This window comes from Rhodovulum strictum (assembly GCF_009649175.1).
GTDB classification, from domain to species: domain Bacteria; phylum Pseudomonadota; class Alphaproteobacteria; order Rhodobacterales; family Rhodobacteraceae; genus Rhodovulum; species Rhodovulum strictum.
In genome coordinates this window covers 233,087-253,859 of the sequence record NZ_WJPO01000001.1, presented here as the reverse complement: position 1 = coordinate 253,859, position 20,773 = coordinate 233,087, and the positions used below count along the sequence as shown (strand labels likewise).

Sequence of the window (20,773 nt, the reverse complement as noted above, 5' to 3'; positions counted from 1 at the left end):
TCAGGCCAGCCCGGTCTCGGTCCGGCCGCGCCGGTCGTTGCGCAGGTTGGCGTAGAGGACGTGGTTGCGCCAGCGGTTATTGATCTGAAGATAGCTTTGCGCCACGCCTTCATACTTGAAGCCGCATTTCTCCAGCACCCCGCGCGAGGCGGCGTTTTCGGGCAGGCAGGCGGCCTCGATCCGGGACAGATCGCGCATGACAAAGGCGTGATGCACCACCGCCTCGATCGCCTCGCGCATGTAGCCCTGGCGGGCAAAGGGCTGGCCGATCCAGTAGCCCAGCGTGCCCGATTGCGACGGTCCGCGGCGGATATTGTCCAGCGTGATCGCGCCCAGAAGCACGTCATCGGCTCGGCGGATCAGGAACAACGGGATCGCCGAGCCAGAGCCCATCGCCCGCTGCGCCCAGTAGACGCGGTTGGTGAACGCCTTGCGCGTCAGGTGATCGGGCGCCCAGGCGGGTTCCCACGGGGTCAGAAAGGCGGCACTGGCCGCCCGCAGCGCGGCCCAGTCACGATAATCGGCATGCACCGGCGGGCGCAAGCTCATCCGGTCCGTCTCGATCCGGAGCTTGCGCCTGAGGCCCAGCATCAGGCCGCCAGCCTGCCCTGCAACGCATCAAGCGCGGGCGCCTTTGCGACGGGGCCGTAAAGCGCAAGCGCCGCCCGCCCTGCCCCGGCCATCTGCGCGGCGAAGTCGCGCACATCGCCGGTGGTCACCGCGTCGATATGGGCGATGGTCTCCTCGATGCCGGGCACCCGGTCCCAGATCGAGACCAGCCGCGCCAGCCGCTCGGTCCGGTTCGACGGGCTTTCCAGCCCCATCAGCAACCCCGCCTTCATCTGCGCGCGCGCCCGGGCCACTTCGGCGGGTGTCATGTCCTGCGCCGAACGCGCGATCTCGGCCATGGTCAGTTCGGCCAGTTCGCCGATCTGCGCCGCACTGGTGCCCGCATAAAGCGTGATGAGCCCGGTATCGGCATAGGCGCCCGCCTGCGCGAAGACGGTATAGCACAGCCCGCGCTTTTCCCTGAGTTCCTGGAACAGCCGCGAGGACATGCCGCCGCCCAGCGCGGTCGAGAAGATCTGCGCTGTATAGATCGCGGGGTCGCGATAGCCGGGACATTCGAAGGCCAGCGCCAGATGCGCCTGTTCCAGCTTCTTGACCTCGCGCCGCTCGCCGCCAGTGAAGCGGGCCGGTTCATGCGCCGCCTGCGTGCCGGGCGCCAGATGGCCAAAGAGCCCCTCGGCCAGACGCACGATCTCGTCATGGTCTACCGCACCGGCCGCCGACAGGATCATCCGCTCGGGCGTGTAGTGCCGCCCGATGAACGAGAACAGATCCTCGCGCGTAAACCCCTGCACCCGCTCCGCCGGACCCAGCAGCGTTCGCCCGATGGCCTGGCCGGGATAGGCGACCTCCTGCAACCAGTCAAAGATCACATCGTCGGGCGTGTCCAGCACCTGCCCGATCTCTTGCAGGATCACGCCGCGCTCCACCTCGATCTCGGCGGGGTCAAAGAGCGGGTTCAGCAGGATATCGGCCAGCACGTCGAGTGCCAGCGGGACATCGGCCTCCAGCACGCGGGCGTAATAGGCGGTCATCTCGCGCCCGGTATAGGCGTTGATATAGCCGCCCACATCCTCGATCGCCTCGGCGATCTGAAGTGTGCTGCGCTTGTCGGTGCCCTTGAACGCCATGTGTTCCAGGAAATGGGCGATGCCGTTTTCCTCGGCCCGCTCGTCGCGGCCACCGGCCATGATCCAGATGCCGATAGAGGCCGATTTCAGCCCCGGCATCCGCTCGGTCACGATACGAAATCCGTTGGACAGCCTGTGCAGGTCTACGCTCAAACCGCGCGCCTTTCCTCGATGAGGGACTCGAGCGCGCCAAGGTCGTTGTCCACGACCGTCACGCGCTCGGGCCGCTCATACAGATCCGCCATGCGCTTGGGAAGGGGGGGGCGGATCCCGGTGGCCGCCGCGACCGCATCGGGGAATTTCGCGGGATGCGCGGTCGCCAGCGTGATCATCGGCGTGGCGCTGGCGGGCTGGTCCCCGGCCACCTTCACGCCGACGGCGGAATGCGGGCACAGGATCTCGCCCGTGGCCTGATGGGTGGCGCGGATCGTGGCGCTGGTCTCCTCCTCGGACGCCCGGCCCGAGGCGAACACCTCGCGCAAGGCCTCCAGCGCGCCCTGGCTGATGGTGAAGCCGCCCTGCTCCTTCAGCGCGTCCATCTGGCTCGCCACCGCCGCCCCGTCGCGGCCATAGGCCTCGAACAGCGCACGCTCGAAATTCGAGGAGACCTGAATATCCATCGACGGGCTGATCGAGGGGCTGACGCCATGGGTTTCATAGGCCCCTGTGCTCAGCGCCCGGTGCAGGATGTCGTTCTGGTTCGTCGCGATCACCAGCTTTTCGATGGGCAGCCCCATCCGCCGGGCGATATGGCCCGCGAAGATATCGCCGAAATTGCCCGTGGGCACGGTGAAACTGACCGCCCGGTGCGGTGCGCCCAGGCTGACCGCCGAGGTGAAGTAATAGACCACCTGCGCCAGCACCCGCGCCCAGTTGATCGAGTTCACCCCCGCCAGCCCCACCCGGTCGCGAAAGGCGAAATCGTTGAACATGTCCTTCACCCGCGCCTGGCAATCGTCGAAATCGCCCCGCACCGCCAGCGCATGCACGTTCGCCTCGGCCGGCGTGGTCATCTGGCGGCGCTGCACCTCGGACACGCGGCCCTCGGGGAACAGGATGAACACATCGACATTGGGCAGGCCCCGGAACGCCTCGATCGCCGCCGACCCGGTATCGCCGCTGGTCGCCCCCACGATGGTCACACGATTGCCCGACCGCGCCAGCGCCGCCTGAAAGAGCTGGCCGATCAGCTGCATCGCGAAATCCTTGAAGGCCAGCGTCGGCCCGTGAAACAGCTCCAGCAGGAAATGGTTGGGACCAAGCTGCACCAGTGGCGCCCGCGCGGCATGGCCGAAGCCCGCATAGGCGCGGTCGATGATCGCCCGAAACTCGGCATCGGCAAAGGCATCGCCGATGAAGGGCCGCATCACCCGGAACGCGGCCTCCTCATAGGACAGCCCGGCCAGCGCCGCGATTTCGGCGGGCGCCATCGCGGGCACGGATTCGGGGACGTAAAGCCCGCCATCGCGCGCCAGCCCCGTCAGCATCGCCTCTTCGAATGTCAGGACCGGGGCCGTTCCCCGCGTGGACACATAGCGCATCTGCAAGCCTTCCTTCAGCCTGCCGCCTGATACGCCAGTCGCGCCGCGCTGTCACCCCGCGCAAGTTCCTGTTCGGGAAGGGAGTGTCCGGGCCGCGGGAGCGCGCGGCACCGGACGAGATCAGGGAAAGCCCGGCAGTCGATATCCGGACCCTGCGCATTGCGCTTTTCCCGGTTCCCTTGTCTGGCGTTGACCGCCATTTTGCGCGACATCTGCGGAGACAGTTGTATCGCCCTCACAGGGAAGCATATTGGGCGGGTGGACACAAGCGAAAGCCGCGACATTCTGCCGCCTTTCTTCACCCCGAGGATGCCCATGACCCAAGGCCCGTTCCGCCCCTTCGAGACGCTGATCGACCGCGACCGCGCGCTGGCGCTTCTGCAACAGGCGACCGCCGGGGCCGATGACGGCGAATTGTTCCTCGAACGCACCCGCTCCGAGGTTCTCAGCTTCGATGACGGCCGCGTGCGCACCGCCAGCTACGACGCCTCCGAAGGGTTCGGGCTGCGCGCCGTGCGGGGCGAGGCCGCGGGCTATGCCCATTCGACCGAAATCTCCGAACCCGCGCTGAAACGCGCCACCCGGACCGCGCGGCTTGCCGTGGCCGAGGGCGGCGGCACGCTTGCCGATCCGCCGCAGCCGACCAACCGGCGGCTTTATTCGGATGCCGACCCGATGGCCGACGCCACATTCGGGGTCAAGCTCGACACGCTGCGCGAGATCGACGCCTTTGCCCGCGCGCTGGATCCGCGCGTGGTGCAGGTGACCGCGACGCTGGCGGCGTCCTTGCAGGAGGTGGTGATCCTGCGCCCCGACGGGATGCTGTTCACCGATATCCGCCCGATGACCCGGCTGAATGTGGGCGTGATCGTCGAACAGGACGGCCGCCGCGAATCGGGCAGCCATGGCGGCGGCGGGCGGCGGGGGCTGGCCGGGCTGATCGAGCGCACAGGCTGGGAGGCCGCAACCCGCGAGGCGCTGCGCATCGCGCTGGTCAATCTCGACGCCGAAGCCGCGCCCGCGGGCGTGATGGATGTGGTCCTTGGCCCCGGCTGGCCGGGCGTTCTGCTGCACGAGGCGGTGGGCCACGGGCTGGAGGGCGATTTCAACCGCAAGGTGAGTTCGGCCTTTGCCGGGCTGATGGGCCAGCAAATCGCGGCACCGGGCGTCACGGTCCTTGACGACGGCACCATCCCCGACCGGCGCGGCTCGATCAGCGTCGATGACGAGGGCACGCCATCGGGCCGCACGGTGCTGATCGAGGACGGGATTCTGGTCGGCTACATGCAGGACCGGCAGAACGCACGGCTGATGGGCGTCGCCCCCACCGGCAACGGACGGCGCGAAAGCTATGCCCATCCGCCGATGCCGCGCATGACGAACACCTACATGCTGTCGGGCAACGCCGATCCCGCCGATATCGTGGCGGATCTCAAGGACGGCCTCTATGCCGTTGGATTCGGAGGCGGACAGGTCGACATCACCAATGGCAAGTTCGTCTTTTCCTGCACCGAAGCCTATCGCGTCAGGAACGGCAGGATCGGCGCGCCGGTCAAGGGCGCCACGCTGATCGGCGACGGGCCGACCGCGATGCAGAAGATCCGCGCCATCGGCAACGACATGGCACTGGACCCCGGGATCGGCAATTGCGGCAAGCAGGGGCAATGGGTGCCGGTGGGCGTGGGCCAGCCGACTCTGATGATCGGCGGGCTGACGGTGGGCGGCGCGGCGGCCTGAGCAGGATCGGCGGATTTCCGCCTATTTTTGCATCGCCCTGGAGGATTTTCACCTTTAAGGCGATCTTTCTTGATTCTGTTCACCTTTGATTAACCCTTTGTGACGCAAATTGGCTTCACGGATGAGCGAAGTTGCGAAAACGTGGAGAAAGTTTCTTCCTACCACCCCCTCGCACCACCCACCCGGGAAGACTTCCTGGTCTAGCAACTTCGTCTCATCCGGTCGCGCCCTCTCGGGCGCGACACGATTCAGGGGCCCAGCCCACCGCTTGACTATCGCCCCCGCCCCCTCGCTTGCGCATCACGACATCCCGCCCCGGGCAACCGCGGGCAAGCCGCGCAACCGTTCACCTTCCGTTAACCCCGATTGCGGCACTCTCCGCCGGTCCCAGACCGGAGCCCGCCCCGTGCCCAGCCAAGCCGCCCTGTCCCTGTTCGACGCGCCCATCCCCGAGGATGAGCTGCTGGCGCAGTTGCGGCTGATCCGCTCGCGCCGGGTCGGTGCGACGACCTATCACCGGCTCATGGCCGAACATGGCGATGCCGTAACCGCGCTGGACGCCCTGCCCGACATTGCCCGCGCCGCAGGCGTCGAGCGTTACGAGATATGCCCCGACGGCGTTGCCCGGGCGGAACTGGCCAGGGGCCGGGCGCTGGGTGCGGTGCCGCTGGTGCATGGAGGGCCGGGCTATCCGGCGGCGCTGGCCGACCTGCCCGACGCGCCCGCGATCCTCTGGGCGCTGGGCCGGACCGATCTGCTGGACCGGCCGATGGTGGCGCTGGTCGGCGCGCGCAATGCATCGTCGCTGGGCACGCGCATGGCCCGGAAACTGGCCGAGGGGCTGGCGGATGCCGGGCATATCGTGGTCTCGGGGCTGGCGCGCGGCATCGACCGCGCCGCGCATATGGCCGCGCTGGAGACCGGCACCATCGCGGTGCTGGCGGGCGGCGTGGACGTGATCTACCCGACCGAGAACGAGGCGCTGTTTCACGAGATCGGCGACAAGGGCCTGCGCATGTCGGAACATCCCGCCGGGCTGCAACCGCAGGCGCGCCATTTCCCGCAGCGCAACCGCATCATCTCGGGCCTTGCCCGCGCCGTCGTGGTGGTCGAGGCGGCGGCGCGCTCGGGCAGCCTGATCACCGCGCACACCGCGCTCGATCAGGGGCGCGAGGTGCTGGCGGTGCCGGGCCATCCGTTCGACGCCCGCGCAGCAGGCTGCAACATGCTGATCCGCGACGGCGCAACCCTGGTGCGCGGCCCCGAGGACGTGATCGAGGCGCTGGACAGCGCGCCGATCCGCATTCCGGCCCCGAAACCGAAACCCCGCATCACCGAGGTGCCCGCCACCCCCGCCCATGCCCGCCGCCCCGCCCCGGCGGATCCGGCCGCGCTGCATGCCGAGATCCTCTCGCGCCTCGGCCCCTCGCCGCTGGCCGAGGACCAGTTGATCCGCGACCTTGCCCTGCCCCCCGGCCGCATCGCGCCAGAGCTTCTGACGCTGGAGCTTGAGGGCCGGATCGCACGGGCGCCGGGCGGTCTGCTGTCCCGTCTGGATTGATCCGTCAGCGCCGCACACGACCAAGGCGCGTGCCTGACCCGGCGCGCCCTTCTCATTGACAATCCCCCGCTCCCCCCCACATTTTCGCCCGCCAAGGCCGCCCGCCCCCGCCATCGGCCTGAGTCGAAAGGAAGTCCATGCCCGTCGTCGTCGTCGAATCCCCGGCCAAGGCCAAGACAATCAACAAGTATCTTGGCGACGACTACACCGTTCTGGCGTCCTACGGCCATGTCCGCGACCTGCCGCCCAAGGACGGATCGGTGGATCCCGAGCACGGCTTCGAGATGACATGGGAGGTGGCGGCCGAGTCGAAAAAGCACATCAAGGCCATTGCCGACGCGCTGAAAGGTGACAATGCGCTGATCCTCGCCACCGACCCCGACCGCGAGGGCGAGGCGATTTCCTGGCACCTGGAAGAAGCCCTGCGCGCCCGCAAGGCCATCGGCAAGGATACCAAGGTCAGCCGCGTGGTCTTCAACGCGATCACCAAGGCCGCCGTGACCGAGGCGATGAAGACCCCCCGCCAGGTCGACCAGCCGCTGGTCGATGCCTATCTCGCGCGCCGCGCACTCGACTACCTTGTGGGCTTCAACCTGTCGCCAGTGCTGTGGCGCAAGCTGCCCGGCGCGAAATCGGCGGGCCGCGTGCAATCGGTCTGCCTGCGGCTGATCGTCGAACGCGAGATGGAGATCGAGGCGTTCCGCGCCCGCGAATACTGGACCGTCAAGGCGATCCTCATAACCCCGCGCGGCCAAAGCTACGAGGCCCGCCTGGTCACGCTGGGGGGCCGCAAGCTCGACAAGTTCGACATCGCCACCGAAACGGCCGCCGAACTGGCCGTCCAGGCGATCCATTCCCGCGATTTCACCGTGGCCAGCGTCGAGGCCAAGCCCGCCAGCCGCAACCCCGCCCCGCCCTTCATGACCTCGACCCTGCAACAGGAGGCCAGCCGCAAGTTCGGCTTCGGCGCGCGCCAGACCATGCAGGCCGCGCAGCGGCTCTATGAGGCGGGTTACATCACCTACATGCGGACCGACGGCATCGACATGGCGCCCGAGGCGGTGATGGCCGCGCGCGATGCCATCAGGGACCGTTTCGGCGCCGATTACGTCCCGAAATCCCCGCGGATGTACAAGAACAAGGCCAAGAATGCGCAGGAAGCGCATGAATGTATCCGCCCGACCGAGATGACGCGCGACCCCTCGAAGCTGAAACTCACCGACGAGGACCAGCGCAAGCTCTATGACCTGATCTGGAAACGCACGATCGCCAGCCAGATGGAGGCCGCGCGGCTGGAACGCACAACCATCGATGTGACCAGCGCCGATGCCCAGGTCGCCCTGCGCGCCACCGGCCAGGTGGTTCTGTTCGACGGTTTCCTCAAGGTCTACGAAGAAGGGCGCGACGATGTGGTGCTGGATGACGAGGATGACGGCCGCCTGCCTCAGATCATGCAGGGCGAACCCGCCCGCAAGGACAGCGTGACCCCCGAACAGCATTTCACCCAGCCGCCGCCGCGCTATACCGAGGCGACGCTGGTCAAGCGGATGGAGGAACTCGGCATCGGGCGGCCCTCGACCTATGCCTCGATCGTCACGACCATCCAGGACCGCGGCTATGTCATCAAGGACAAGAACCGCCTGATCCCCGAGGACAAGGGGCGGCTGGTGACGGCCTTCCTGTCGAACTATTTCAGCCGCTATGTCGGCTACGAGTTCACCGCGAACCTCGAAGACGAACTGGACGACGTGTCCGCGGGCAGCCGCGAATACCGCGATGTCCTGTCCCGCTTCTGGCGCGACTTCTCGGCCGCACTGGCCGAAACGGCGGATCTGCGCATTTCCGAGGTTCTGGAAAAGATCGACGAGGTTCTGGCCCCGCATCTCTACCCCCCGCGCGAGGATGGGACCGATCCGCGCCTCTGCCCGAAATGCGGGACGGGACGGCTGAACCTCAAGACCGCGCGCTCGGGCGGGGCCTTCATCGGCTGCGGCAATTATCCCGAATGTCGCTATACCCGCCCAATCTCGGCCCCGAATGGCGAGGATGGCGCGGCCGAGCTTGACGGCAAGATTCTGGGCATCGACGAGGGCGAGCCGATCACCCTGCGCAATGGCCGCTTCGGCCCCTATGTGCAGAAGGGCGAACCGACCGAGGACCAGCCCAAGCCGCCCCGCGCCAGCCTGCCCAAGGGCTGGGCGCCCGAGGCGATGGATCTGGACAAGGCGCTGATGCTGCTGTCCCTGCCCCGCCCCATCGGCCCCCATCCCGAGGATGGCGAGCCGGTCGAGGCCAGCATCGGCCGTTACGGGCCTTATGTCCGGCATGGCAAGACCTATGCCAACCTGCCCGATGTGGACGAGGTCTTTACCATCGGCATGAACCGCGCGGTCGAGGTGCTGGCCCAGAAGAAATCCCGCGGCCGGGGCGCCTCGGCCACCGCCGCGCCCCTGCGCGAGCTGGGCGAGCATCCCGAACTGGGCGGGCCGGTCAACCTGATGGCGGGCCGCTACGGGCCTTATGTCAAATGGGACAAGGTCAACGCGACCCTGCCCAAGGGGATGGAACCCGAAGACGTGACGCTGGAGCTTGCAGTGCAGATCGTCGCCGAAAAGGCCGCGAAATCGGGCGGCAAGAAGGCCAGCGCGAAAAAACCCGCAGCCAAGCCCAGGACCGCCGCGCCGAAAAAGGCCACCGCCCCAAAGAAGGCCGCCGCCAAGAAACCCGCCGCCACGAAGAAGACGGCGGCGAAGAAGCCACCCGCGCAGAAGGCCACTGGCTGATCGCGCAGGCGGGCGGCCGACGCCGACGCCCCGGCGCCAAGTTGACAGGGCGGGGTGGCTTCGCCACAACTCTGACCGACGGTTCAGAGGGGAGCGATCCATGAGCAAGGTATACGGCAGCGCCGCAGAGGCCCTTGACGGGCTTCTGTTCGACGGCATGTTCATCGCGGCAGGCGGCTTCGGGCTGTGCGGCATTCCGGAACTGCTGATCGACGCGATCAGGCAGGCGGGCACGAAGGACCTGACCTTCGCCTCGAACAATGCGGGCGTGGACGATTTCGGCATCGGCATCCTGTTGCAGACCCGGCAGGTGAAGAAGATGATCTCGTCCTATGTCGGCGAGAATGCCGAGTTCATGCGCCAGTATCTGTCCGGCGAACTGGAACTGGAATTCAACCCGCAGGGCACGCTGGCCGAACGCATGCGCGCAGGCGGCTGCGGGATCCCCGGTTTCTACACAAAGACCGGCGTCGGCACCGTGATCGCCGAGGGCAAGGAACACAAGGAATTCGACGGCCAGACCTATATCCTGGAACGCGGCATCGTCGCGGATCTGTCCATCGTCAAGGCGTGGAAGGCCGACACCACCGGCAACGCGGTCTTCCGCAAGACGGCGCGCAACTTCAACCCGCCCGCGGCGATGTGCGGAAAGGTGTGCGTGATGGAGGTCGAGGAAATCGTCGAACCCGGCACGCTCGACCCCGACAAGATCCACTTGCCCGGCATTTATGTGCATCGCCTGATCCAGGGCAGCCACGAAAAGCGCATCGAACAACGCACCACCCGCGCGGCGTAAGGAGGACATCATGCCCTGGGACCGCAACCAGATGGCGGCGCGTGCCGCGCAGGAACTCAAGGACGGGATGTATGTGAACCTCGGCATCGGCATCCCGACGCTGGTGGCCAATTACATCCCCGACGGCGTGCATGTGACGCTGCAATCGGAAAACGGGATGCTGGGCATCGGCCCCTTCCCCACCGAGGATCAGGTGGACGCCGACCTCATCAACGCCGGCAAGCAGACCATCACCGAACTGCCGCATTCGGCCTATTTCGACAGCGCGCAAAGCTTCGGCATGATCCGCGGCGGCAAGATCGCCATGGCGATCCTGGGCGCGATGGAGGTGGCCGAGAACGGCGATCTGGCGAACTGGATGATCCCCGGCAAGCTGGTCAAGGGCATGGGCGGCGCGATGGATCTGGTCGCGGGCGTCGGCCGCGTCGTGGTCGTGATGGACCACACCAACAAGGCCGGCGAGTCGAAGGTTCTGAAAGCCTGCACCCTGCCGCTGACCGGCAAGGGCGTGGTGGACCGGATCATCACCAATCTGGGCGTGCTCGACGTGGTCGAGGGCGGGCTGAGGATCGTCGAATGTGCCGATGGCGTGACCGAGGACGCGCTGCGCGCCGCGACCGAAGCCGCGATCGTGAACTGACCGACCAACCGGCGGGGGCCCAAGCGCCCCCGCCTGCCGGACCGGGCGCCCGATTGTTGCCGAAACCGAAACGGCTTCAAAAAATAGCCCCAATCTGTTGCTATGCGCGCGGTGACATGACCATGAGCCGCCTCGCCCCGCCTCCCCCGCCCGGCCGCCTGCACCGGTGGCGCGATCCCCTGCTGATGGCGGGGATGCTGGCGCTGGTTCTGGCCGGGCTGGCGGGTCTGGCCGCGGCCACCGGCTGGCAGGAAACGCGCGCGCAGCTTTTCAGCATCGGGCCGGGGCATCTGGCGGCGCTGCTGGCCCTTTCGCTGGTCAATTACGCGCTGCGCGGCCTGCGCTGGCACCTGTTCGCCCGCCGCATCGGCCTGCCGCCCGGATTGCTCCGCGACCTGCGCCATTATCTGGGCGGCTTCCTGATGAGCGTGACACCCGGTCGCGTCGGCGAACTGGTGCGCATCCGCTGGATCCGGCGTGAAACGGGCATGACGCTGGAACGCAGCGCGCCGCTTTTCCTGATGGACCGGGCGGGAGATCTGGCGGCGATGGCGCTGATCCTTGCGGGCGCGCTGGCGCTGTCCTCGGGCAGCATCGCGGGTGGAGCACCGCTGGCCGCGCTGGCGCTGCTGGTCGCCCTGATCGCCACCCACTCGCAACTGATGGCGGGGCTGGTGACACGGGCCTACCGCGTGTTCGGGCTCTGGCCGCGGCTGTTCGGGCGGTTGCGGGCGATGGCCCGGACGCTGGCGCAATTCTCCCATTCGGGCGTGCTGGCCGGGGCGGTCGCGCTGGGCCTGATCGGCTGGGCGGCCGAGGGCTATGCCTTTCACCTGCTGCTGCTCTGGCTGGGGGTAGAGACCACGCTATGGACCGCGATGGCGATCTTCACCTTCGCCACGCTCGCGGGCGGGTTGACCGGGGCGCCCGGGGGCCTGGGCGGGGCCGAGGCTGCGATGATCGCGCTCTTGACACTCGAAGGGGTGCCGCCCGAAACCTCGGTCGCGGCGACTGCGGTGATCCGGGTGACAACCTTGTGGTTCGCCGTCGGGATCGGGGCCATGGTCTTCCCGCTGGCGGAAAAGCTTTCGGAAAGGAACAGGCATGCAGTGGAAAACCGCTGATTACGCAGGCTGGGGCCGGGCGATCCGGGTGCGCGGCACGCTGACGCGGCCCGAACGGCTGGGCGCGCTCGCCACGGCGCTGACCGGACGGGGGCCTGCCATCGGCAATTTCCGCTCCTATGGCGATGCGGCGCTGAACGCGGGCGGCGCCGCGGTGCAGATGACCCGGCTCGACCGGCTGCTGTCCTTCGACGCCGAAACCGGGGTGCTGGAGGCCGAGGCGGGCACGACCATCGCCGAGTTGCTGCGCGTCTTCGCCCCGCGCGGCTGGATGCCGCCGGTGATGCCCGGCACCGGCTTTGCCACGCTGGGCGGCTGCATCGCCAATGACGTGCATGGCAAGAACCATCACGACGCGGGCAGTTTCGGCCAGCATGTTCTGGCCGTTACGCTGATGACCGATACCGGCCCGCGCGCGGTGACGCCCGAGGCCGATCCGGGCCTTTTCCGCGCGACCATGGGCGGGCTGGGCCAGACCGGCGCGATCCTGTCGGCACGACTGCAATTACGCCCCATCCCCGGCCAGCGGATGCGCGTGGTGGAAACCCGCATCCCCGATTTCGACGCCTTCATCGCCGCGCTCGGCGGCTCGACCGCCGAATTTACCGTGGGCTGGGTCGATGCCACCGCCCGGCGCAAGCGGCTGGGCCGCGGCATCCTGGAAGAGGGCGAATTGCTCGAAGGCAGCCGCCCCGGCCCGATGCGGCGGGCGAAATCCGTGCCGTTCGACGCGCCCGGCCTGCTGCTGTCCTGGCCGGTCGTGAAGCTTTTCAACCGCTGGCGGCTGGCCCGCATCCCCGATTCGGGACGCAAGCGCATCCGCGCATTGGACGAGTTCTTCTTCCCGCTCGACGCCCTGCATGACTGGAACCGGCTTTACGGCAAACGCGGCTTTCACCAGTTCCAATGCGTCGTCCCGCAGGACGCGGCGCCCGCGCTGCGCGAGATCCTCGCGGCAATCGCGAAATCCGGCATCGCCTCGCCGCTGGCGGTGCTGAAACGGATGGGACCGGGCCGCGCGGGGCATCTGTCCTTTCCGATGGCGGGCTATACGCTGGCCGTCGACCTGCCCGCGCGCAAGACCCGCGCCGCCCCCCTTTACGCAAGGCTCGAAGACATGGTGCAGGCCGCGGGCGGGCGGCTTTACCTGGCCAAGGACGCGCTGGCCCGGCCCGGCACGATTGCCGCAATGTATCCCGAACTCGACGCATGGCGGGCCGAGATCGCGCGGATCGACCCCGAGGGGCAGATGGAAACCGACCTCGTCCGCCGCCTGAAACTGAGGAGCGCGGCATGAGCGAGACCTGGCTGATCCTCGGCGCCTCCTCGTCGATGGCGCGCGCCTTTGCCCGCAAGCTGGCCGAACGCGGCGATGGCGTGATCCTTGCCGGCCGCGACATGGCGGATCTGGACCGCGACGCGGCCGATGCCCGCCTGCGCGGCGCGGCGCTGGCCGAAACGATCCGCGTCGACCTGCGCGACCCGGCCTCTTTCGACGCGATCCTCGCCCGCATGAGCGATTGCGAGGGCACGGTATCGGTCGCAATCTTCACCGGCGCGATGCCGCCGCAATCCGAGATCGACGCCGACCCCGCGCTGATCGAGGGCGTGGCGATCGACAATTTCACCGGCCCTGCGCGACTCCTCCAGATGCTCGCGCCCCTGATCGAGGCCCGCGGCGCGGGCACGGTCGTCGGTATCGGCTCGGTCGCGGGCGACCGGGGGCGGATCGGCAACTATGTCTATGGCGCCGCCAAGGCCGGGTTTCACACCTATCTCTCGGGGCTTCGCAACCGGCTGACCCGGGCGGGCGGGCATGTGGTCACGGTCAAGCCCGGCTTCACCGATACCGCAATGACCTGGGGGATCGAGGGCATGTTCCTTGTCGCCCCGCCCGACAAGGTGGCCACCGACATCCTGCGCGCGGTGGAGCGGCGGCGCAACGTGATCTACACACCGCTTTTCTGGCTGGGCATCATGGGGATCATCCGCGCGATCCCGGAACCCGTCTTCAAGAAGCTTTCGATCTGAGGGCGGGGCGCGCTCAGAACCCGAACCAGCGCTGCCACAGGCCGGCACTGTAGAACATGAAGGACAGCGCAAAGAAGATCAGCCCAAGCCCCACACGGTCGCGCAGGGCAAACACGATCGGATCGTAATCCTGCTTGCCGCGATAGCCCAGCACCACCATGCGGATCAGCCAGACCGCCAGCGGCACCAGCGTCAGCCACAGCAGCCAGCGCGTCGGGTAAAGCGCATGGGCCTGTTCGGTGAAGCTGTAGGCGAAGAACACCACCAGCGCGCCGACCACGCCGATCCAGGCGACATTCAGCAGATCGCCCCGATCCCCCCGCCCATAACCCCGCCCCGGCAGCCGATCATTGCTTTCCGCCAGCGCCAGTTCGGTCATCCGCTTGACGCAGCCCAGCGACAGGAAGACCGGGAAGACGAAGACCAGCATCAGCACCGATGCCCCGCCCCCAGTCGCCGCCGCCCCGGCCACCACGCGGATCGTGTAAAGTGCGGCCAGCGTTGCGATATCGACCCAGCGCAGCCGCTTGAGCCGCAGCGAATAGGCCAGCGACAGCGCCATGTAGAGCGCCAGAACGCCCAGAAACGCCCAGCCCAGCGCGGCACCGATACCCAGCGCCAGCAGCCCCAGCCCAAGGCTTGCCGCCATGCCCACCGCAATGGGCACCGCCCCCGCCGCGAAGGGACGGTTGCGCTTGGTCGGGTGCAACCGGTCGGCCTCGAGATCCAGAAGATCGTTGACGACATAGATGCAGGATGCCGCCGCCGAGAAGGCGACCATGCCCAGAAGCACCAGCAGCAGCGTGGGCAGCGTGAAATCATGCGCGGCCAGCACGGGCAGGAACAGAAGGATGTTCTTGACCCATTGATGCGGCCGCAAGGCCTGCACTAGGTCGCGCCAGCGCCAGCCGCCCGGCACCACCTCGACCCGGCGTCCGGCGGCCTGCAACTCGGCCAGCAGGCCCGGTCGTCCGCCCACCACCACCGCCCGGTCAGCCGCCATCCACGCCGCCCGGTCGCGCCCGCTATCCCCGGCATAATCGTAGCCGCGCAGTCCGAAGGCCGATTTCAGCACCGCCGCACGCCCCTCGCCCGCAAGGTCGCTGCGCCCGTCGGACCCGATCCCGCCGGTAAACCCGTAATGCCCCGCCAGCGCCTCGACCAGCGCGGCATCGGCCTGCGAGACCAGCACCACCTCGCGCCCCTGTTCGCGCGAGGCCAATGCGGCCTCGGCGATCTCGGCGCGCAGCGGCAGCAGATCGACCCGGGGCGGCGCGATGCGCGTCACCGCGCGGCGGAACGCGGCGGGCCGGCCCAGCGTGGCAAGAAGGGCAGCAATGGTTTCACGCGGCGCATGGCCCAGCCCGGCCCAGACCGATTCCAGCGCCAGATCGGTGCGCAGGAAGGTGCCGTCGACATCCAGCACCAGCGGTTTGTCCGCCGCCATGCCTAGCTGGCCCCCCGCACGCGGAACACGCAGCCATCGGTGATCAGCTCGGGCGGCGTCAGGCAAAGGCCCCGGGCAACCGACCAGGCCGCCAGCACGCGCGGCACGTAATGCCGCGTCTCGGCATAGGGCGGCACGCCGGAATGGTTGCGCACCGCACCCTCACCGGCGTTGTAGGCGGCCAGCACAAGCACCGGATCATTGCCGAATTCCCGCATCAGCCAGTCGAGATAAGCCACCCCGCCCCTGATATTGGCCGACGGATCCAGCCGGTCGGACACGCCGAACCGCGTGGCCGTGGCGGGCATCAGCTGCATCAGCCCGGTCGCGCCCTTGGGGCTGACCGCCGCCCGGCGTCCGCCGCTTTCCACCCCGATCACCGCCAGCGCCAGCGCAGGCGATACCCGCGTGCCGACCGTGGCGCGCAGGATGTCGGTCCCGTAAGAGGCCGCAATGTCCTGAAGATGCTGCAAGCGCGGCGCCGGGATCGAGGCACCCACCGGCGGATTCGAGATCGCCGCCAGCGCCGGGGCCAGCCGCCCGGGTCCGCCATCGGCCAGCGCAGGTGAAACCCGCGCCCAGAACCAGTCCGGCCCGGGGCCCGGCTTGTGGTCGCGTTCGGGCGGGTCGTCGCGCACTGCGGGCGGTTTCGGCACCGGAAGGCGCGGCGCCACCGGCGGCACCTGCACGGTAATCAGCTTGGTCGCCCCCGGTTCGGGCGGCTTGACCCGCCTGAAGGTGAAATCCGGCCAGGGCGGCGGCTCTGCCGCGGCCGGCATTGCCGACACAAGGGCGATCATCGCCGCCACGATCAGTCTCGACGCCATGACCTTCTTCCCTGCTCGATCCGTACGTCTTGACGGAATTTTGCAGAATCCGGGGTCAATTGCCATATCCAACGACGGATCGGCGCCAGGAAAGGCCAGGACCTCGCGCCCCGCTTGTGAGGAATGGATCGCATTTGTCTAAATTCCTCGCCTCCTTATCTTTTCTTTTCATGCATTTGTAAGCAAATCCCGGGGACTTTTCCACAGGGCGGAAATTGACAAGCCTCAGCCCAACTCTTGCCCGATTCGAATGGCCTTATGCGCCCATGCCGAGGTGGTGACGGGCCAGAACAGTTGCGGGCCCCGCAATCTCCGACAAGGCAGGTTGAAGTAGCGAACATCCTAACGGAGAGACCAAATGAAACTGTTCGATCTGATCAAGCGTTTCCACAAGGACGAGTCGGGCGCCGTGACCGTGGACTGGGTCGTTCTGACCGCCGCGATCGTGGGCCTGGGCATCGCGGTTCTCGCCTCGGTGCGGACCGGTGTCGAAGATGTGGCCGGCAAAATCGAATCCGCCCTGACCTCGGCCGAGGTGGGCACGCTCGGCAAGCTGAACTGATCCGCAGCGTTCCGAACGTGACGGCTGGCAAGGCCGCATCCCCGGATGCGGCCTTGCCTTTTGCGGCGACCCCGTCACCCGGGATTGTTTCGATTTCCGCATCCCGGCCCGGCAAAGACCCCGATTTCGCCGCAATTGTCCCCCAGGCTGGACCAAAGGTTTGGAAAGGCCCGGCCATCGCGGCCACGGCGTGAAGGCAGAAAGGATTCGCCATGCGATTGATCTTCGGACTGGTGCTCCTGGTGGGTCTGGGGCTGGCCGGCTTTGCCGTCTACATGGCCCAGGGCTACATCACCTCCTACGAGCGTCAGCTGGCCGAGGCACGCGCGGCCAGTACGAGCCGCGTGGAACTGGTGCCCGTCGTGGTCGCCAGTGAGGCACTGCGCTACGGCCAGCAGGTGACGGTGGACAACCTGCGCCTTGTGGAATGGCCGAAAGCCTCGCTGCCCGAAGGCGTCTTCCAGTCGGGCGCAGAGGTGTTCCCGGACGACAAGCCCAAGTTCCGCACCGTACTGCGCGCGATCGAGGCGGGCGAGCCGCTGCTTGCGGTCAAGGTCACCGAACCCGGCACCGATGCCGGGCTGACCTCGCGCCTGGGGCGCGGCAAGCGGGCCTTCGCGATTCGCGTCGACGTGGCCTCGGGCGTCTCCGGTTTCCTGCGGCCGGGCGATCAGGCCGATGTCTACTGGACCGGCCAGGCCGGGAACAAGCAGGTGACGCGGCTGATCCAGCCCGGCATCCAACTGATCGCCATCGACCAGATCGCCGACGAGGATTCCACCCGCCCGGTCATCGCGCGCACCGTCACCGTCGAGGCCACGCCCCAGCAGGTTGCCGCGCTGGCGCAGGCACAATCGACCGGCCGGCTGTCGCTGTCGCTGGTCGGCACGGGCGACGACGTCGTGGCCGAGGTGATCGAGGTCGATCAGAAGCTTCTGCTCGGGATCGAGGAAGAGCCGGTCGTGGTCGAGGAAAAGGCGCCGGTCTGCACGATCCGGACGCGGCGTGGCGCCGAAGTGGTCGAGATTCCCATCCCCTGCACCAACTGACACCCCACCCACAAGATATTGCGCGCCGGCCTGCATGTTGCGGAACCGGCGCGCCGTGTGTTCCGATCTGGCGGCTGTTGCGGGATATCCACATAAAGCAAATTCCGCAATCTGTTGAATATTGATTTAAATCCGTGCGTGGCGCATCCTGCGAGCGAACAGGGCGTAAAGACCCGTCCCGAGGCGTGATCGGAAAGGCAGGATCGCATGATTTCCAGGACTTTTCTGGCGGCGGGTCTGGTGGCCCTGGCGGCCGCGACAGGTCCCTTTGCAGAGGTTCAGGCCCAGACGCTGCGCACGCTTGGCGGCCAGGCGACGGGTCAGTTGACCGTTCCGATGAACCGCGCCGTCGTGGTCGAGAGCGACGAGATATTCTCGGAACTGTCGATCTCGAACCCGCAGATCGCCGACATCTCGACCCTGTCGGACCGCACGATCTACGTGCTTGGCAAATCGCCGGGCCGCACGACGCTGACGCTTCTGGGCGCGAACGGACGGCTCATCACCAATGTCGAGGTCCGCGTCACCCCTGACATGAGCGAACTCAAGGAACGCCTGCGCGAGGTTCTGCCGGGCGAACAGATCGAGGTGCGCTCGGCCAATGACGGGCTGGTATTGTCGGGCACGGTCAGTTCCGCCCAGGTGGTCGACCGGGCAATCGACCTGGCCTCGCGCTATGCGCCCGAACGGGTCTCGAACCTGATGAACGTCGCCGGCAGCCAGCAGGTCATGCTCAAGGTCCGCTTCGCCGAAATGTCGCGCGCCGTCGGAAAGGCGATCGGGTCGCGGCTGAACATCGTCTCGGGCAGCTTCGATGGCGGCGATGGCTCGATTACCGGCGGACTTGGCGTCGGAGTGACGGGCACCAGCGTCGGCGATCTCACCATTACCGGCGATGTCGGCGCACTCCGGCTGTCCCTTGCGCTTGAGGCGCTGGAATCGAAGGGTTTTGTCCGGACGCTGGCCGAACCCAACCTCACAGCGCTGTCCGGCCAGAACGCAAGTTTTCTTGCGGGCGGCGAATATCCGATCCCGGTTCAGAAGGATGACGGGATCACCATCGAGTACAAGCCCTTCGGGATTTCTCTCGATTTCACGCCCCGCGTCGTCGGCGAGAACATCAATCTCAGCCTGAGCGCCGAGGTCAGCGGACCTGACAATGTCGTCGAATACGCGGATGGTGCCTACCGGGTGCAGGGCTTCAAGACACGCAAGACCGCCACCACCGTCGAACTGCGCGACGGCGAGAGCTTTGCGGTTGCCGGCCTGCTTCAGGACGATTTCACCAGCAACATGAGCAAGGTTCCCTGGATCAGCGACGTGCCGATCCTGGGCGCGCTGTTCCGCAGCGCAGAATACGAGCGCCAGAAAAGCGAACTGGTGATCATCATCACCGCCCATCTCGTCAATCCCACCCGCGGCGAGGCGCTGGCCCTGCCCACCGACCGGGTGCAGCCGCCCAGCGAACGCGACCTGTTCCTGTCGGGCAGGCTGTCCTCGCCCAGAACGCCCAGGACCGGCGCGGCGGGTGAAGTCGCACGCCAGGATTTCAGCGGCTCCTACGGCTATGTGATGGAGTAAGAGCATGCGCGCCCCCCTTGCCCTGCTGACAATCGGCGCCGCGCTCGTGCTGTCGGGCTGTTCGACGGAAGGCTATCGCGACTTCAACCATCAGGCGGGCGCCAGCCTCGATGATGGGCAATTCGGCAACGCGACCATGAACAACACCATGGTCCATAGCGGCGAGCGGTCGATGGCAATCGACCTGAACCGCCGCTTCGCGGACGAGGTCGACACCACGATCACCTTCGCCTTTGACAGCGCCGTTCTGGACGGCGCGGCGCGCGCGACGCTCGACCGCCAGGCCGCCTGGATCGCGCGCTATCCCCATGTCAGGTTCCGCGTCTACGGCCATACCGATCTGGTCGGCTCGGACGCCTATAACAAGGCGCTGGGGATGCGGCGGGCACGGGCCACGGTGGATTACCTTGTCTCGCGCGGAATCCCGCGCGCGCGTCTGGATGCGGTGGTATCCCAAGGCAGGACGCAACCCGTGATCGCGACCAGCGCGCCCGAGCGGCTCAACCGCCGCACCGTGACCGAAGTCTGGGGTTTCCTCGAACCCAAGCGCATGCTGCATGACGGGAAGTACATGCTGCGCACCTATGGCATCTATATCGACAGCGCGGCCGAGGAACACAGGATCGAATAGCCGCAGGCCGTGCGGGGCGCGACGCGACACAAAGCGGGACGCCCTGCGCGCCGAAACGGCCAGCGGCCTGTCAATCGCTTTGTCGGCCAGACCGGGCTCCTGTCTTCTTCTGGCCACAAATATCCATTCTGACGGTCGGGCCGGGACCGGCGGCTGCCCCCCGTCAACCGCGCGTGCCGGTCATCCGCATCCGCGTCAGTTCACAGACCTCGGCCGTCATCCGGGCAAGTTTCTCGGCCTCGTCGGTGCAGGCGGCAAGCTTGTCGCCCAGATAGGCACCGCGCAGCGCCGCCGCGCGGCCGGGATCGCGACAGGTGGCCAGAGCGCCCAGCGTCAGGGCATCGCGCCGCGCCTCGTCGCGGGTAAAGGCGGCCAGTTCGGTCGCGGTTCGGGCGGCGTGGTCCAGCATCGTCGCGCCGACCCAGGCGATCAGGCCAAGCCCCTCGGCCTGGGCCTTGAGCACGGCATCAAAGGGCGCGGCGGCGGGCGGTTTCGGGGGATGGGACGGCATGTGGCGGGCTCCGTCTGCGGGGTCGTGTGCTGGCCGGAAGATAAGCGCAGGCGGCGCGCGCGTCAAAGCCCAGGCATCGGATATCGCAGCCGAATCCTGCCCGGGATGCTGTACCGCCCCCCGGACGGCCGATGCGCCCGATCCTGCCGCAGGATCGGCGCGCGCCGATTCCCGCCCCGCAGGACAAGGCTGGCCGTGGCCCGCAGCTTCCGAGGCATGCCACGATCCTTGATGGACGGGGCGGTTTCGGGC

18 protein-coding genes are annotated in these 20,773 nt (G+C 67.6%); 12 read left to right on the top strand and 6 right to left on the bottom strand.

Annotated elements, in window-relative coordinates:
• The 3 genes from GH815_RS01210 to thrC are packed head-to-tail and all read right to left on the bottom strand — an operon-like array spanning nt 1 to nt 3,241.
• A complete protein-coding gene (locus GH815_RS01210; protein WP_153746900.1) occupies nt 1-591 on the bottom strand; it encodes a GNAT family N-acetyltransferase in 591 nt (196 codons plus the stop codon).
• Nucleotides 591-1,853 carry a M16 family metallopeptidase gene (locus GH815_RS01205; RefSeq protein WP_153746899.1) on the bottom strand — a complete coding sequence of 421 codons (1,263 nt, stop codon included), beginning with the start codon at nt 1,851-1,853 and terminating at the stop codon, nt 591-593. Before GH815_RS01205 ends, GH815_RS01210 begins: the two co-directional genes overlap by 1 nt.
• Nucleotides 1,850-3,241: a threonine synthase gene (gene thrC, locus GH815_RS01200; RefSeq protein ID WP_153746898.1), complete on the bottom strand. Its 1,392-nt coding sequence runs from the start codon at nt 3,239-3,241 to the stop codon at nt 1,850-1,852. The genes GH815_RS01205 and thrC overlap by 4 nt, the downstream gene beginning before the upstream one ends.
• Before the next feature lie 315 nt (nt 3,242-3,556).
• Here thrC and tldD point away from each other — a divergent pair, with 315 nt between their 5' ends.
• From tldD to GH815_RS01160, 8 genes are all read left to right on the top strand, one after another.
• Nucleotides 3,557-4,978 (top strand): metalloprotease TldD, encoded by a 1,422-nt coding sequence (gene tldD / locus GH815_RS01195; RefSeq protein WP_153746897.1) that lies wholly within the window; start codon nt 3,557-3,559, stop codon nt 4,976-4,978.
• Between the two features lie 406 nt (nt 4,979-5,384).
• Entirely contained in the window at nt 5,385-6,539 is a 1,155-nt protein-coding gene (gene dprA / locus GH815_RS01190; RefSeq protein ID WP_343030599.1) for a DNA-processing protein DprA, read from the top strand.
• A 137-nt stretch (nt 6,540-6,676) separates the two neighbouring features.
• Nucleotides 6,677-9,322 carry a type I DNA topoisomerase gene (gene topA / locus GH815_RS01185; RefSeq protein WP_153746896.1) on the top strand — a complete coding sequence of 882 codons (2,646 nt, stop codon included), beginning with the start codon at nt 6,677-6,679 and terminating at the stop codon, nt 9,320-9,322.
• A 100-nt stretch (nt 9,323-9,422) separates the two neighbouring features.
• The gene (locus tag GH815_RS01180; RefSeq protein WP_153746895.1) at nt 9,423-10,118 is read left to right on the top strand and encodes a CoA transferase subunit A; all 696 of its coding nucleotides are present in this window, start codon (nt 9,423-9,425) and stop codon (nt 10,116-10,118) included.
• Between the two features lie 10 nt (nt 10,119-10,128).
• Entirely contained in the window at nt 10,129-10,758 is a 630-nt protein-coding gene (locus GH815_RS01175; RefSeq protein ID WP_153746894.1) for a 3-oxoacid CoA-transferase subunit B, read from the top strand.
• Between the two features lie 122 nt (nt 10,759-10,880).
• A complete protein-coding gene (locus GH815_RS01170) occupies nt 10,881-11,882 on the top strand; it encodes a lysylphosphatidylglycerol synthase transmembrane domain-containing protein (protein WP_153746893.1) in 1,002 nt (333 codons plus the stop codon).
• Nucleotides 11,863-13,179, top strand: a complete 1,317-nt coding sequence (locus tag GH815_RS01165) for an FAD-binding protein (protein ID WP_153746892.1) — start codon at nt 11,863-11,865, stop codon at nt 13,177-13,179. Before GH815_RS01170 ends, GH815_RS01165 begins: the two co-directional genes overlap by 20 nt.
• Nucleotides 13,176-13,913, top strand: coding sequence for an SDR family NAD(P)-dependent oxidoreductase (locus GH815_RS01160; RefSeq protein ID WP_153746891.1), 738 nt, complete (start codon nt 13,176-13,178; stop codon nt 13,911-13,913). Before GH815_RS01165 ends, GH815_RS01160 begins: the two co-directional genes overlap by 4 nt.
• 13 nt (nt 13,914-13,926) lie before the next feature.
• Here GH815_RS01160 and GH815_RS01155 read toward each other — a convergent pair whose 3' ends face one another.
• Together GH815_RS01155 and GH815_RS01150 are read right to left on the bottom strand one after the other, a co-directional pair.
• Nucleotides 13,927-15,360 (bottom strand): UbiA family prenyltransferase, encoded by a 1,434-nt coding sequence (locus tag GH815_RS01155; protein WP_153746890.1) that lies wholly within the window; start codon nt 15,358-15,360, stop codon nt 13,927-13,929.
• A gap of 2 nt (nt 15,361-15,362) precedes the next feature.
• Nucleotides 15,363-16,187 carry a lytic transglycosylase domain-containing protein gene (locus GH815_RS01150; RefSeq protein WP_153746889.1) on the bottom strand — a complete coding sequence of 275 codons (825 nt, stop codon included), beginning with the start codon at nt 16,185-16,187 and terminating at the stop codon, nt 15,363-15,365.
• 358 nt (nt 16,188-16,545) lie between these two features.
• Here GH815_RS01150 and GH815_RS01145 point away from each other — a divergent pair, with 358 nt between their 5' ends.
• The 4 genes from GH815_RS01145 to GH815_RS01130 all read left to right on the top strand — a co-directional run bounded on the left by GH815_RS01145 (nt 16,546) and on the right by GH815_RS01130 (nt 20,010).
• Complete coding sequence (locus GH815_RS01145) at nt 16,546-16,749, top strand: Flp family type IVb pilin (protein ID WP_170290269.1); 204 nt, start codon at nt 16,546-16,548, stop codon at nt 16,747-16,749.
• 212 nt (nt 16,750-16,961) lie between these two features.
• Entirely contained in the window at nt 16,962-17,798 is an 837-nt protein-coding gene (gene cpaB / locus GH815_RS01140) for a Flp pilus assembly protein CpaB (protein ID WP_153746888.1), read from the top strand.
• A gap of 207 nt (nt 17,799-18,005) precedes the next feature.
• A complete protein-coding gene (locus tag GH815_RS01135) occupies nt 18,006-19,379 on the top strand; it encodes a type II and III secretion system protein family protein (protein ID WP_153746887.1) in 1,374 nt (457 codons plus the stop codon).
• A gap of 4 nt (nt 19,380-19,383) precedes the next feature.
• Nucleotides 19,384-20,010 carry an OmpA family protein gene (locus GH815_RS01130; protein ID WP_153746886.1) on the top strand — a complete coding sequence of 209 codons (627 nt, stop codon included), beginning with the start codon at nt 19,384-19,386 and terminating at the stop codon, nt 20,008-20,010.
• A 163-nt stretch (nt 20,011-20,173) separates the two neighbouring features.
• Here GH815_RS01130 and GH815_RS01125 read toward each other — a convergent pair whose 3' ends face one another.
• A complete protein-coding gene (locus GH815_RS01125) occupies nt 20,174-20,521 on the bottom strand; it encodes a hypothetical protein (RefSeq protein WP_153746885.1) in 348 nt (115 codons plus the stop codon).
• Nucleotides 20,522-20,773 lie beyond the last annotated feature (252 nt).

What these genes read in the sequence shown, in the direction of transcription:
- GH815_RS01210 (WP_153746900.1), bottom strand. Translation starts at nt 591, where the DNA reads ATGCTGGGCCTCAGGCGCAAGCTCCGGATCGAGACGGACCGGATGAGC.
- thrC (WP_153746898.1), bottom strand. Translation starts at nt 3,241, where the DNA reads ATGCGCTATGTGTCCACGCGGGGAACGGCCCCGGTCCTGACATTCGAA.
- tldD (WP_153746897.1), top strand. Translation starts at nt 3,557, where the DNA reads ATGACCCAAGGCCCGTTCCGCCCCTTCGAGACGCTGATCGACCGCGAC.
- topA (WP_153746896.1), top strand. Translation starts at nt 6,677, where the DNA reads ATGCCCGTCGTCGTCGTCGAATCCCCGGCCAAGGCCAAGACAATCAAC.
- GH815_RS01180 (WP_153746895.1), top strand. Translation starts at nt 9,423, where the DNA reads ATGAGCAAGGTATACGGCAGCGCCGCAGAGGCCCTTGACGGGCTTCTG.
- GH815_RS01175 (WP_153746894.1), top strand. Translation starts at nt 10,129, where the DNA reads ATGCCCTGGGACCGCAACCAGATGGCGGCGCGTGCCGCGCAGGAACTC.
- GH815_RS01170 (WP_153746893.1), top strand. Translation starts at nt 10,881, where the DNA reads ATGAGCCGCCTCGCCCCGCCTCCCCCGCCCGGCCGCCTGCACCGGTGG.
- GH815_RS01165 (WP_153746892.1), top strand. Translation starts at nt 11,863, where the DNA reads ATGCAGTGGAAAACCGCTGATTACGCAGGCTGGGGCCGGGCGATCCGG.
- GH815_RS01160 (WP_153746891.1), top strand. Translation starts at nt 13,176, where the DNA reads ATGAGCGAGACCTGGCTGATCCTCGGCGCCTCCTCGTCGATGGCGCGC.
- GH815_RS01155 (WP_153746890.1), bottom strand. Translation starts at nt 15,360, where the DNA reads ATGGCGGCGGACAAACCGCTGGTGCTGGATGTCGACGGCACCTTCCTG.
- GH815_RS01150 (WP_153746889.1), bottom strand. Translation starts at nt 16,187, where the DNA reads ATGGCGTCGAGACTGATCGTGGCGGCGATGATCGCCCTTGTGTCGGCA.
- GH815_RS01145 (WP_170290269.1), top strand. Translation starts at nt 16,546, where the DNA reads ATGAAACTGTTCGATCTGATCAAGCGTTTCCACAAGGACGAGTCGGGC.
- cpaB (WP_153746888.1), top strand. Translation starts at nt 16,962, where the DNA reads ATGCGATTGATCTTCGGACTGGTGCTCCTGGTGGGTCTGGGGCTGGCC.
- GH815_RS01135 (WP_153746887.1), top strand. Translation starts at nt 18,006, where the DNA reads ATGATTTCCAGGACTTTTCTGGCGGCGGGTCTGGTGGCCCTGGCGGCC.
- GH815_RS01130 (WP_153746886.1), top strand. Translation starts at nt 19,384, where the DNA reads ATGCGCGCCCCCCTTGCCCTGCTGACAATCGGCGCCGCGCTCGTGCTG.
- GH815_RS01125 (WP_153746885.1), bottom strand. Translation starts at nt 20,521, where the DNA reads ATGCCGTCCCATCCCCCGAAACCGCCCGCCGCCGCGCCCTTTGATGCC.